Source organism: Pseudovibrio sp. WM33 (assembly GCF_001623165.1).
Classification (GTDB): domain Bacteria; phylum Pseudomonadota; class Alphaproteobacteria; order Rhizobiales; family Stappiaceae; genus Pseudovibrio.
In genome coordinates this window covers 1-13,278 of the sequence record NZ_LMCK01000013.1, presented here as the reverse complement: position 1 = coordinate 13,278, position 13,278 = coordinate 1, and the positions used below count along the sequence as shown (strand labels likewise).

Sequence of the window (13,278 nt, the reverse complement as noted above, 5' to 3'; positions counted from 1 at the left end):
CTAGAGAATGAACAGCTGGCCGGGGCAACCTCTGGCCTGCTTGTGTTTATGAGAACGATGGTAGATCACTACAAAGGCTCTTTTTTCGGCCGCCGCGTCGGAAAACCAGCAAGTCCGCGACAATCGCAGTTGCTTCAGGATGTTATGCCACAAGTGGCGTTGGACCTGACACAAACACCTCCAGAAAATCTGGCAGAGTTATTCCCCGTCCCAGTAAAGAGCGTATGTCTTGAAATTGGCTTTGGGGGATCTGAGCACCTAATTCATCGCGCCAGAGAAAATCCTGAAATCGGATTTATCGGGTGTGAGCCATTTAGCTCTGGCATTATCAAGGCTGTCTCCAGCATTGAAGAACACGGTCTCAAGAATATCCGTTTGTTTGATGATGACGCGGGTAAGTTGCTCGACTGGCTTCTGGCTGCATCATTGGATATGGCTTATCAGCTTTACCCAGATCCATGGCCAAAGAAGAAGCACTGGAAGCGTCGCTTTGTGAACCAGATCAATCTGACGCGCATTGCACGTGCTCTGAAGCCGGGCTGTGAATATCGATTTGCCAGCGATATCGACACCTATGTGGATTGGACGCTGTCCCATTGTCGCAGGCACCCGGCTTTTGAGTGGAGCGCCGAATGTGCTTCTGACTGGCGTACACCATGGAACAATTGGCCAGGTACGCGGTACGAACGCAAGGCACACCGTGAAGGTAGAATTGGCCGTTACCTGACATTTTTACGGGTTCAAGAGACGAAAACCTAAAGGGGACTCGCTTTTGTCTGCGCTCATCTTTGATTTTCTGTTGCATACAGTGGTCAAATGACTATATTGCAGAGCAAGAGTTCTCTATCGGCTCAGTTAAGAGCATTGAGGAGTGGGCCCCGAAAGGACCCGCTCTTTTTTATTAGCTAAGTCGGTAGTGATGCCTGACTGTCGAAATTCAGGTATCCGAAATAACTGCCAAAGACACTAAGCATGTCTTTGCATTAAGACGATAGGTACCAAGTGGACGAAACCGATCCCCGGATTATAAAGGAAAAGGGCCTAGAAGCCCGCGTAGCTGAAATTGTCGAACCGGTCGTTGCTGATCTGGGCTATCGGCTGGTGCGCATCCGTGTAAACGGAAACAATGGCTGCACCCTTCAAATCATGGCAGAGCGCCCGGACGGGACGATGGCTGTTGAAGATTGTGAAGAAATCAGCCACGCAGTTTCCCCGGCGCTGGATGTGGACGATCCAATCTCTGGTGCCTACCATCTCGAAATTTCATCTCCAGGTATTGACCGCCCGCTCGTTCGCGCAGGCGACTTCGAGCGCTGGACCGGACATGTTGCGAAAATCGAAATGTCTGTGCCGCAAGCTGGGCGTAAGAGATATCGTGGACACATCATCGGTGTGGAAGATGGATGCGCGCTTATCAGAATGACCGATGTACAGGAAGGTCAGGATGAGGCAGCTCGTCTTCCGTTGGATGAGATTGGGTCAGCCGTATTGGTTTTGACTGATGAACTGGTCGATGCGGCATTGAAAGCCGATAAAGCCGCAAAAGCAGCCCGTGGGGAGCCTACGGACGACGACAGTTACCTCAATCACTGATTAGCTGTTCTTGTTGCGCAATGGGTTATGGGCGGTTCCGGTTTTAAAGAGCCACCCTTTTGTTTTGATGTTCCTGCTGGTGTGAAGGAAGGCAGGGCGTGGAAGGAGTTGACGAGGAATGGCTATCAGCGCAAACCGTTTGGAGCTGCTGCAGATCGCTGAAGCGGTCGCCCGCGAAAAGTCGATCGACCGTAGCATTGTGATTGCTGCTCTTGAGGATGCAATCCAAAAAGCCGCTCGCTCCCGTTATGGCACCGAGACTGAAGTTCGTGCCGAGATTAATCCGAAAACCGGTGAAATCCGCCTTCAGCGTTTGCTGCAGGTCGTTGATGTTGTCGAGAACATCTCAACTGAAATTGCTCTGGTTGATGCGCAGGAGCGCAACCCGGATGCAACAGTCGGCGATTTCATGGCAGATCCATTGCCGCCGCTCGACTTTGGACGTATTGCTGCTCAGTCCGCTAAGCAGGTCATCGTTCAGAAGGTCCGCGAAGCTGAGCGTGATCAGCAGTACGATGAGTTTAAAGACCGTATTGGTGAAGTGCTCAACGCTGTTGTGAAGCGCGTTGAATATGGCAATGTTGTTGTCGACACCGGTAAGGGTGAAGCAATCGTTCGTCGTGACGAACTGATCCCGCGCGAAATCTTCCGCAATGGTGATCGTATTCGTGCGCTGATCTTTGATGTGCGCCGCGAACAGCGTGGTCCACAGGTCTTCCTGTCTCGTACACATCCTCAGTTCATGGCAAAACTGTTCGCGCAGGAAGTGCCGGAAATCTATGACGGCGTTATCGAGATCAAGGCTGTTGCCCGTGATCCAGGCTCCCGCGCTAAAATCGCAGTCCTGTCTAACGACAGTTCTATTGATCCGGTTGGCGCGTGTGTTGGTATGCGTGGTTCTCGTGTTCAGGCTGTTGTTGGTGAGCTTCAGGGTGAGAAAATCGACATCATTCCTTGGAATGATGATGCGGCAACCTTCATCGTAAATGCACTTCAACCTGCTGAAGTTGCTAAGGTTGTCCTCGATGAAGACTCCGAGCGCATCGAAGTTGTTGTTCCTAACGATCAGCTGTCTCTGGCAATTGGTCGCCGCGGTCAAAACGTACGTCTTGCTTCTCAGCTCACCGGCTGGGGCATCGACATTATGACGGAAGCGGAAGAGTCCGAGCGTCGTCAGAAGGAATTCCAGGTTCGTTCCGATCTCTTCCAGAATACCTTGAATGTTGACGAGATGGTTTCTCAGCTCCTCGCATCAGAAGGCTTTACTTCTGTAGAAGAAGTCGCGTACGTTGACCTCGACGAAATCTCGTCCATTGAAGGCTTCGACGAAGAAACAGCCGACGAAATCCAAGCTCGTGCACGTGAGTACCTGGAAGAGCAGGAAGCGAAACTCGCAGAAGAGCGTCGTCAGCTTGGTGTTTCCGATGAGCTGGTTCAGGTCCCAGGTCTTACATCCGCAATGCTTGTTGCATTGGGTAAAGACGAAATCAAAACCATGGAAGACCTCGCAGGCTGTGCAGCTGACGATCTTGTTGGCTGGACGGAACGCAAGGATAAAGAAACCATTCGCGTGGAAGGTACTCTGAGCAGTTTCGATCTGTCTCGTGCTGATGCGGAAGCTGTCGTGATGTCAGCGCGTGTTGCTGCTGGATGGATCTCTGCGGAAGACCTTGTGGAAGTCTCTGAAGAAGAGCTGGAAGTCGAAGAAGAAGACTTCGAAGGCGAAACATTTGAAGAGACTGTGGTTGACGCCGACGAGGAATTGGCGCAAGAGAGCGGTGCAGAAGACGCAAAAGGCGAGCAGTCCTCTGAATAATCTGTAGCCGCTTGACTGCAGAAAAAAGTTTTATACGGGGGTGTGTTGAAGTTGCAGCAAAAGGCTGCGGGTTTCTACATCCCCGTAACTGAATGAAAAATAACAACAATAGTAGGGTTGGGAATACGAAGTGCCGAGAAAAAATGAGCCGACAGAACGAACCTGCGCGGTCACGCGTGAAGTTCTACCGGTGACAGACCTTCTCAGATTCGTTATGGCTCCTGACAAAACTGTTGTAGTTGATGTGAAAGGCACCCTCCCGGGACGTGGGGTTTGGGTGTCGGCAAAGAAGTCTGTTTTGCAGGAAGCGATAAAAAGGCGCGCTTTCTCGAGAGGCTTTAAGGAGCAGGTAAACGCTGAAGACGGTTTGGCCGACCACACCGACAAACTGCTGGAGCAGGCAGCTCTGGGCGCACTGTCCATGAGCCGAAAAGCTGGCAACCTACATGTTGGCTTTTCGAAAGTCGAGGCAGCTCTCAAAAAGGAGAGTGTTCTTGCTCTGGTGCACGCCACTGAAGCCTCTGAAGATGGTGTGCGTAAGTTGGCGGCCCTAGCCGCTTCTAGATTTGGCAAGGTGGATCGTCTCAGCGTGATCCGCCTGTTTAACTCGGAACAGATGAGTACGCATCTGGATCGGGATAACGTTATACATGCTGTACTGCTGGCCGGCGAGGCAGGCAGAAACTTCGTGAAGCACGCGCAACGCCTTGCGCAATTCCGGGAAGTTTCTGTCATGGCTGACGACGACGGTACAAAGGGTGCAGTGGCGCAGGACTGAAGGCAATATGAGCGATACCAAAGACAACCACGACAATCCCACCGGCGGGGAAAAGAAAACGCTGGGCCTCAAACGCGGAGGCAGTGTTGAGAAGGGCACTGTTAAGCAGAGCTTCTCCCACGGCCGCTCCAAGGCAGTCGTCGTGGAAAAGAAGAAGCGCCGTGTAGTTGTGCCGGGCCAGGAAGGCTCCGCGGCACCTGCACCTGCTGCAGCTTCCTCTTCAACTCCTGCAGCCTCCCAGTCACGCCCGGAAAAGCGTCAGGGACAGCAGCAAGAGCGCGGTCCTCAGCAAGCTCGCCGTGGTGCGGGTGATGCTCAGAAGCGCGGTGAAGGCGGCGGTCGCGGTGGCAACCGTAACAACAATAACAACCAGCGTGGCGGTCAGCGTCGCGGTGGTGGTGGCGGTCAGGGCGGTGGTGCCGTTCTGAAAACCTTGACCAAGGGTGAAGCAGACGCACGTCTCGCAGCGCTTAAAATGGCTAAGGTTCGCGAAGTCGAAGATGCTAAACGCCGCGCTGAAGAAGCAAAGCGTCAGGAAATCTTGGCTGCACAGCGCGCTGTAGAAGCAGAAAAACAACGTGTAGAAGACGAAGCTCGCGCTAAGCGTGAAGCTGAAGAAGCTGCTGTACGTGCTAAGGCCGAAGCTGAAGCGAAAGCAAAGCGTGAAGCTGAAGCGGCTGCAAAAGCTGCTGAAGCTCCAAAGCCAGCACAACGCGAAGAGCGTCCGGCACGTTCTGGTGATCGCCCTCAGCGCAGTGGTGATCGTGGCCCTCGTCCAGGTGGCGACCGTGGTCCTCGCCCAGCAGGTGACCGTGGTCCACGCCCGGCAGGTGACCGTGGTCCTCGTCCAGGTGGTGACCGTGGTCCACGCCCGGCAGGTGACCGTGGTCCACGCCCAGCAGGGGATCGTGGTCCTCGTCCAGGTGGTGATCGTGGTGGTCGTCCACCAATGCGTGATGGCAAGCCGCCAAACCTGAATGGTCCTCGTCCAGGTGGCGGGCGTCCAGGTGGAATTTCTGCAGCTCCGGCAGAAAGCATGGAAACTGGTAAGGAAGTGAGCAAAAAGGCTCTAAAGCCTGCGCTACGTCCTAAAAAGCCTGTTGTGGCTGCTAAGCCAACACCTAAAGGCAACGATGACCGCCGTAAGTCAAAACTAACGATTACCCGCGCCACTGGTGGTGATGAAAGTCGTAATCGTTCACTGGCATCCATGCGCCGTCGTCGTGAGAAAGAAAAGCGTAAGGGGCAAAAGGTTGTTCGTGAGAAGGTAGCGCGTGAAGTTGTGCTTCCGGAAGTGATCACCATTCAGGACCTTGCTCAGCGTATGTCTGAACGTGCTGTTGACGTCATCAAGCTGCTGATGAAGCAGGGCCAGATGATGAAAATCAACGACGTGATCGATGCTGATTCCGCTGAACTGATCGCCGCAGAGATGGGTCACACCGTAAAACGTGTGTCTGAAGCTGACGTGGAAGAAGGTCTCTTCACCGTTGAAGACAACGACACTGATCTGTCCAACCGTCCACCGGTTGTTACAATCATGGGTCACGTTGATCATGGTAAGACGTCCCTTCTCGATGCGCTCCGCAAGGAAAACGTTGCTTCCGGTGAAGCTGGCGGCATTACACAGCATATCGGTGCATACCAGGTCGAGCAGAATGGCCAGAAGGTCACCTTCATCGATACCCCTGGTCACGCAGCATTTACTCAGATGCGTGCACGTGGTGCTAAGTCCACTGATGTTGTGATCCTCGTGGTTGCTGCTGATGATGGTGTGATGCCACAAACCAAAGAAGCTATTGTTCACGCAAAAGCTGCTGGCGTTCCGCTCATCATCGCGATCAACAAAATGGATAAGCCAGGCGCTGACCCTTCCCGCGTTCGCAACGACCTTCTTCGTGAAGATCTAGTTGTAGAAACCATGGGTGGTGACGTTATCGATGTTGAGGTCTCTGCTAAAGAAGGCACTAACCTAGATAAGCTGATCGAAATGATCCTGCTGCAGGCTGAGGTTCTTGAGCTGAAAGCTAACCCTAACCGTGCCGCTGAAGGTACCGTTATCGAAGCTAAGCTTGACGTAGGTCGCGGTCCAGTTGCTACCGTTCTGGTTCAGAAGGGTACACTCCGGGTTGGTGATGTTGTCATTGCTGGTTCCGAATGGGGTCGTGTTCGTGCGATGCTTGATGAGAATGGCAAGCCAGTTAAGGAAGCTGGTCCTTCCAAACCGGTTGAAGTTCTTGGCTTCCAGGCGACACCATCCGCTGGTGACATGGTTGCAGTTGTAGAAAACGAAGGCCGTGCTCGCGAGATTTCCGAATATCGTCACCGCCAGAAGCGCGACAAGATGGCAGCACGTATTGCTGGGTCTCGTGGTTCTCTGGAAGCGATGATGAAGGGCTTGCAGGAAGAAGGCAAAAAAGAATTCCCGCTCATCATCAAATCCGATGTGCAGGGTTCCGCCGAAGCAATCCAGGGTGCGCTTGAAGAACTTGGCAACGACGAAGTCGGCGCACGTGTTGTGGCAGCTTCCGTTGGTGGTATCACCGAGAGCGACATCACTCTGGCGATTGCGTCCAAAGCACCAATCATGGCGTTCAACGTCCGTGCAAACAAACAGGCTCAGGAAGCTGCGCGTCGCGAAGGCGTCGAGATCCGCTACTACAGCGTGATTTACGACCTCATCGACGATGTGAAGTCCACTATGTCTGGCATGCTTGCTCCAGAACGTCGCGAAACCTTCCTTGGTTACGCAGACATCAAAGAAATCTTCAACATCACCAAAATTGGTCGTGTTGCAGGTTGTCTGGTCACCGAAGGTGTCGTTCAGCGTGGCGCACAGGTTCGCTTGCTGCGTGACAACGTCGTCATCCACGAAGGTGAGCTGGGTACACTTAAGCGCTTCAAAGACGAAGTCAAAGAAGTTGAATCCGGTGTTGAATGCGGCATGAACTTCACAAACTACAAGGATATGCGCGTCGGTGATGTCATCGAGTGCTTCCAGGTAGAAGAGATCGCTCGCTCCCTCTAAAAGAGTGAGAGCTAAACGAGCGAAATGAACATTCAGCAGCGCCGGCGCGGATTTATCCCCGTCGGCGCTCTGTTGTTCCAAACTCAAAGCAAATTGAGAGATAAAAATGGCAAAAGCACGCGATGAATTTGCAGGTCAGCCGTCTCAGCGCCAGTTGCGTGTAGGTGAGATTGTCCGCAAAGAACTGTCAGACATTTTGACACGTGGTCGGATCACCGATCCTGACTTAGATGGTGTTATTATCACGGTCCCGGAAGTACGCATGTCGCCTGATCTAAGATGGGCTGACGTTCTCGTCATGCCTATGGGTGGTCGCGATATCGATGTTGTCCTCACCGCACTTAAACGCAATGCAAAGTACCTTCGTGGGCAGGTCGCTCGACGCGTCACAATGAAATACACTTGTGATCTACGTTTTGTAGCCGATACGCGTTTTGATGATGATGATCTGATTACTCGACTGCTGCATGAGCCTAGCATCCGCAAGGACTTTGCTGATGGCGGCATCGATGACGATGATGATCAAGGTGATAACCGCGACTAGCTTTACAGAGCATATTGCCAAAGAAGAAGTCGTGGGTTTCAGACCAGAGTACGCGCTCAGAAGCGCAACGCATGCAAAGAATTAAGAGCTGAGAAGTATGGCGCGCAAACAGCAGCGACGTAGACCCCGTTTCCCTGTAAACGGATGGCTTGTGTTGGATAAACCTCTAAACCTGACCTCCAATGATGCATTGGGGCAGTTGAAGAGGATTTTTCATCCTGAAAAAGTTGGACACGCAGGAACGCTTGATCCGCTTGCGACCGGCTGCTTGCCTATCGCCTTTGGGGAGGCCACTAAAACGGTTCCATACATCATGGATGGACGAAAGGTTTACCGCTTTGAGGTGACCTGGGGCACGCAAACCACCTCTGATGATGCTGAAGGCGAACCGGTCAAGACCTCCGATGTGCGCCCAACACAAGATGAGATCCTCGAGGTTCTGCCTGAGTTCCGTGGCGCCATTGAGCAGGTTCCGCCAATCTTCTCTGCAATCAAAGTTGACGGAAACCGCGCTTACGATCTTGCCCGGGAAGGCGAAGACGTAAAGCTGGACGCGCGTACGATTGTGGTGCATCGCTTGGATCTGGTCGAGTGTCCAGATGAAAACCGTGCGGTTTTTGAAGCTGAATGCGGCAAGGGAACCTATGTTCGCTCACTGGCCCGTGACCTTGGTGAACGCCTTGGTACATGTGGCTATGTCACTGACTTGCGCCGGTTGTTGGTAGGACCATTCGGTGAAGAACAGATGGTTACTCTGGATGAACTTCGTGCTGCTAAAGAAACTATGGCGGTAGAAGTTGAAGAAGGGGAAGAGCCACCTGTTTTCGACCCTCACGAAAATTCAGAACTGATCGGACACATCAAGCCAGTTGAAGTCGCACTCCACCAGTTTGCAGAGGTGCCGATCACCTCTGATGCTGCTGCGAAGGTAAAGCGCGGTAATCCTGTTTTACTACGTGGCGCAAATGCACCGATTGGGCCCGAGGAAATCTATGTGGTTTCTGGAGGTAAGCTGATTGCTTTTGGTGAAGTCTCAAAAGGCCAGTTCAAGCCAAAACGAGTTTTCAATCTCTGAAGCCTTTTTGAAAGTGAAGCTCCACACATGAATGTAAATCATTGCGGGGCGCGGTCGCTGAAAGTCAAACTGTTCTATTGGGATTTATGGCTGCAAGCCTCTCAAGATTCTTCTGGTTTTTTGAGAGTTTTTCAGTCATAGTCCCGCCGCTGGGAAGCTACTGCTTGCCCGGTTATTATGTGTTGGCCTGACCCTGCTAGACGACATCTTGGCACGGCCCGAGCTCAACACATAGCTCTGTAAAAGAGCGCATGCCTTATGGGCATTTAATAAGAGGCAGTATGACTGCCATTAGATAAGGAAAAATCGATGTCGATTACGCCTGAAAAAAAAGCTGAACTGATCAAAGAATTTGCGATCAAAGAAGGTGACACTGGCTCTCCGGAAGTACAGGTTGCTATCCTTACGCACCGCATTACAGTTCTGACTGACCACTTCAAGGGTCATAAGAAAGACAACCACTCACGTCGTGGTCTTCTTAAAATGGTTGCACTTCGTCGTAAGCTCCTTGACTACGTTAAGGGTAAAGACGTTGCTCGTTACCAGTCCCTGATCGAGCGTCTGGGCATTCGTCGCTAAGACGAAGAATTCAAAGCGCGGCAGCGAAAGCTCGCCGCGTTTTCCTTACCCTCTCCTATTTCCAAGGTATTTCGGGAAATTGCGAGAGGTATATTCTGGATCAGATCGTTCTCTTCCAGAATGAACGCAGGCGAATGAAGACCTGGCAGGATTGCCAGAAGCTTACAGCGTATCTCCCAAAAGTGGAGGCCGGTTTTTGGTCAAAGGTACGCACAATCAAACAAAAGCTTCTCGCTGTCTTGCCTGCAATCGTTCGACCTGAAAAGGCATCGCGCCCTTGGTACTCAAGGAGTTGGTGCGCGCATTGCCGGCAAATGACAGCCTCAAGTTTGATGACGACCATCAGGCACTGAGGCGAACGTTAGGATAAAGATATGTTTGATATACATCGCGTGGAAGTAGATTGGGGCGGACGTCCGCTCATCCTTGAAACCGGCAAGGTTGCCCGTCAGGCAGACGGCGCAGTCATCGCAACATACGGCGAGACAAAAGTTCTCGCGACAGTCGTGTCCGCGAAGACCGCAAAGCCAGGTCAGGATTTCTTCCCACTTACCGTAAATTATCAGGAAAAGGCATACGCTGCTGGCCGCATTCCAGGTGGCTTCTTCAAGCGCGAAGGCCGTCCTTCCGAGCACGAGACCCTGACATCCCGTCTGATTGACCGTCCGATCCGTCCGTTGTTCGTAGATGGTTACAAGAACGAAACTCAGGTTGTTCTTACTGTTCTGTCTCATGACCTCGAGAACGCTCCAGACATTCTGGCAATGGTTGGCGCATCCGCAGCACTCACCATCTCCGGCGTTCCATTCATGGGCCCAATCGGTGGCGCTCGTGTTGGTTACATCAACGGCGAATACGTTCTGAACCCAACAGTTGACCAGATGGAAGAAACCGATCTGGACCTGATTGTTGCAGGTACGAATGACGCTGTTCTGATGGTTGAGTCCGAAGCTCAGGAACTGACCGAAGAAGTAATGCTCGGCGCTGTGATGTTCGGTCACAAAGGCTTCCAGCCAGTGATCGACGCTATCATTCAGCTGGCTGAAAAAGCTGCTAAAGAGCCACGTGAACTGAACCTGCCAGATCATTCTGAGCTGTTCGGTAAAGTTCAGGAGCTGGCTGCTGAAGAACTCGGCGCTGCTTACTCCATCACTGTTAAAACAGAGCGTAAAAACGCTGTTGATGCTGTGAAGGCGAAAGTTGTTGAAGCTCTTGTAACTGGTGAAGAAGGCGCTCCTGACGCGACTGTCATCTCCGACCTGTTCAAAAAGGCAGAAGCTGCAATCGTTCGTGGCCGTATCCTGGATACTGGTTCCCGTATCGATGGCCGTGACCTTTCCACTGTTCGCTCTATCGTTTCTGAAGTTGGCATGCTGCCACGTGCACACGGTTCTGCCCTGTTCACACGCGGTGAAACTCAGGCAATGGTTGTTGCAACACTGGGTACAGGTGAAGACGAGCAGTTCGTTGACAAGCTCGAAGGCACCACCAAATCTGCATTCATGCTGCACTACAACTTCCCTCCATACTCTGTAGGTGAAGCTGGTCGCATGGGTTCCCCAGGACGTCGTGAAATCGGTCACGGTAAACTGGCATGGCGCGCTGTTAACCCAATGCTGCCTGCACACCATGATTTCCCATACACCCTGCGTGTTGTTTCCGAAATCACTGAGTCTAATGGTTCTTCCTCCATGGCTTCCGTTTGTGGTGCATCCCTGTCCCTGATGGACGCTGGTGTTCCTCTGAAGGCTCCTGTGGCTGGTATCGCAATGGGTCTCATCAAGGAAGGCGAGCGCTTCGCAGTTCTCTCCGATATCCTTGGCGACGAAGATCACCTCGGCGATATGGACTTTAAAGTTGCAGGTTCTGCAAACGGCATCACTGCACTGCAGATGGACATCAAGATCGACGGTATCACCGAAGAGATCATGAAAGTCGCTCTGGAGCAGGCTAAAGGCGGTCGCGTTCACATTCTTGACGAGATGGCAAATGCAATCACCGAAGCTCGTTCTGAGCTGGGTGAGCATGCTCCACGCATCGAAGTGATCAAGATCCCAGTAGACAAGATCCGTGAAGTGATCGGTTCTGGCGGTAAAGTTATCCGCGAGATCGTTGAAAAGACCGGCGCGAAAGTGAACATCGAAGACGACGGCACCGTTAAGGTGGCTTCTTCTGACGGTAAAGCGATTAAAGCTGCTCTCAACTGGATCAACTCCATCGCTGCTGAGCCAGAAGTTGGCGTAATCTACGAAGGCACAGTTGTTAAGACTGTTGACTTCGGCGCATTCGTAAACTTCTTCGGCGCACGCGACGGTCTGGTTCACATCTCCCAGCTGGCTCCACGCAAAGTTGCGAAAGTAACTGACGTGATCAAAGAAGGCGACAAAGTCTTCGTTAAGCTGATGGGCTTTGATGAGCGCGGTAAAGTTCGCCTTTCCATGAAAGTTGTCGATCAGGAAACTGGCAAGGAAATTCCTCGCGAAGAAGCTGCACCAGCTCCTGCAAAAGACTAAGCTTTTCTAGCTAAATTCAAAAAAAAGCCGGTTCAGAAATGGACCGGCCTTTTTCTTGTTTCAAGCTCACTCCGCTGCGCTCTTAGAGGTCTGCGCCTTAAGTCGTGAGTGTCCGGCCAGAATATACAGCCCGCTCAATACGATAATCGCGGAGCCTGCCAGTGTCATGGCATCGGCGGTCTCGTCAAAAATCAGGAAGCCGAGCAGGAGGCCGAAAAGCAATCGGGAGTACCGGAAAGGGGTGACGACGGACACCAGCCCGGTGCGCATGGCAACAGTGAGCGAATAATAAGCGCCAATGCCGACAAGAGTGCCCGCAGCGATGACCAATCCGCTGAAGAGATCAGGCCAGACAAACCCGCCAGACCAGAATGAGTAAGCTGCACCAGTTGGGATAAGCACCGCAAAGCCGTAAACACCAAGCTGCATGTTGGAAAGGGCTGGGGGAGCCGCTCGCGTTGCCAGATCACGCCCGGCAAATCCAATCATACCGATGATGGCAAGGATCGAGGTCACCTGAAAGCTCTCTGAACTTGGTTGGATGATCATCAGCACGCCGATGAAGCCGATCAGAATCGCAAGCCACCGCTGCCAGTTCACGCGCTCGCCAAACAACACGGCAGCGCCCAGAGTGACTGTAATTGGAGTGGCCTGAAGAATAGCAGAGGTGCTGGAAAGTGTGTTCAGCGCCAGTGACAGCAGGAAAAACAGCCGCCCCGTAATTTCAAAAACCGCACGCGTGTAAAGTGTTGCCTTCAACGCTTCCGGCGTAAAAGCCCGTTCACCGCGTCTCCAGGTCAACAGCAAAAAGCCGAATGTGCCGCCGATACCAAACAACATCAGTGTTTGCCCAACGGGCACTGAAGCCGTCGCTGTCTTAAGCAGCGTATCCTCAATGGCAAACCCCAGCATTGCAAGCACCATCCAGGCGCTGCCGCGAATATTATCCATAATAGTATCCCCTTGCGGGAGCAGCTGCCTGGGTCTCGGAAACGCGTGAAAACGCAACCCTGCTGCATTTTTAAGTTCTGTAAAGATGAGAGCGCATTCTCGAAAACAGATCTTGGTTTTCGAGCAGGAGTACGCGTTAAAACAAAGATTTAGAGTCTGATGCGTGCATGGTGTGAACACACCGTACTCTGAGTAAGCTATCCGCTATCTTAGCGCAAGAATATGAGTTCCACGCGGGTTTCTATTCAGGTGGACTTGAGAATTCCTCATAGCTGGTGCGGTTTTAGCACCGCGCGGCTTTGCCGGCGGTGTTGAAGCATGGGTTCCCGAAAGTTCGGGAGTGAGCAAGGCGAGCAGGCAGTGCCTGCGCATTGTAAGTAAATTAGTTTCTTCGGCATTGG

11 protein-coding genes are annotated in these 13,278 nt (G+C 52.4%); 9 read left to right on the top strand and 2 right to left on the bottom strand.

Going from position 1 to position 13,278, the window contains the following annotated elements; translation table 11 throughout:
- The first annotated feature begins 57 nt into the window (after window positions 1–57).
- The 9 genes from trmB (at window position 58) to pnp (ending at window position 11,926) form a co-directional block, all read left to right on the top strand.
- On the top strand, window positions 58–759 hold the full coding sequence (gene trmB / locus PsWM33_RS02895; protein WP_063294779.1) for a tRNA (guanosine(46)-N7)-methyltransferase TrmB: 702 nt from the start codon (window positions 58–60) through the stop codon (window positions 757–759).
- 243 nt (window positions 760–1,002) lie between these two features.
- The gene (gene rimP / locus PsWM33_RS02890; RefSeq protein WP_063294780.1) at window positions 1,003–1,593 is read left to right on the top strand and encodes a ribosome maturation factor RimP; all 591 of its coding nucleotides are present in this window, start codon (window positions 1,003–1,005) and stop codon (window positions 1,591–1,593) included.
- A 118-nt stretch (window positions 1,594–1,711) separates the two neighbouring features.
- A complete protein-coding gene (gene nusA, locus PsWM33_RS02885) occupies window positions 1,712–3,409 on the top strand; it encodes a transcription termination factor NusA (protein WP_057463071.1) in 1,698 nt (565 codons plus the stop codon).
- A 130-nt stretch (window positions 3,410–3,539) separates the two neighbouring features.
- Window positions 3,540–4,187 carry an RNA-binding protein gene (locus PsWM33_RS02880; RefSeq protein ID WP_082596804.1) on the top strand — a complete coding sequence of 216 codons (648 nt, stop codon included), beginning with the start codon at window positions 3,540–3,542 and terminating at the stop codon, window positions 4,185–4,187.
- 7 nt (window positions 4,188–4,194) lie between these two features.
- Window positions 4,195–7,215, top strand: a complete 3,021-nt coding sequence (gene infB / locus PsWM33_RS02875; RefSeq protein WP_063286348.1) for a translation initiation factor IF-2 — start codon at window positions 4,195–4,197, stop codon at window positions 7,213–7,215.
- A gap of 106 nt (window positions 7,216–7,321) precedes the next feature.
- The gene (gene rbfA, locus PsWM33_RS02870) at window positions 7,322–7,759 is read left to right on the top strand and encodes a 30S ribosome-binding factor RbfA (RefSeq protein ID WP_057463069.1); all 438 of its coding nucleotides are present in this window, start codon (window positions 7,322–7,324) and stop codon (window positions 7,757–7,759) included.
- Window positions 7,760–7,856: 97 nt separating this feature from the next.
- A complete protein-coding gene (truB, locus tag PsWM33_RS02865) occupies window positions 7,857–8,834 on the top strand; it encodes a tRNA pseudouridine(55) synthase TruB (RefSeq protein WP_063299156.1) in 978 nt (325 codons plus the stop codon).
- 309 nt (window positions 8,835–9,143) lie between these two features.
- Window positions 9,144–9,413 (top strand): 30S ribosomal protein S15, encoded by a 270-nt coding sequence (rpsO, locus tag PsWM33_RS02860; protein ID WP_057463067.1) that lies wholly within the window; start codon window positions 9,144–9,146, stop codon window positions 9,411–9,413.
- Window positions 9,414–9,787: 374 nt separating this feature from the next.
- Window positions 9,788–11,926 carry a polyribonucleotide nucleotidyltransferase gene (pnp, locus tag PsWM33_RS02855; RefSeq protein WP_063294302.1) on the top strand — a complete coding sequence of 713 codons (2,139 nt, stop codon included), beginning with the start codon at window positions 9,788–9,790 and terminating at the stop codon, window positions 11,924–11,926.
- Between the two features lie 66 nt (window positions 11,927–11,992).
- Here the strand turns inward: pnp and PsWM33_RS02850 are convergent, their stop codons facing one another.
- Window positions 11,993–12,877 carry a DMT family transporter gene (locus PsWM33_RS02850; RefSeq protein ID WP_063286352.1) on the bottom strand — a complete coding sequence of 295 codons (885 nt, stop codon included), beginning with the start codon at window positions 12,875–12,877 and terminating at the stop codon, window positions 11,993–11,995.
- 204 nt (window positions 12,878–13,081) lie between these two features.
- The coding region (locus PsWM33_RS27635; protein WP_206598973.1) for a hypothetical protein at window positions 13,082–13,278 on the bottom strand (197 nt) is incomplete at its 5' end.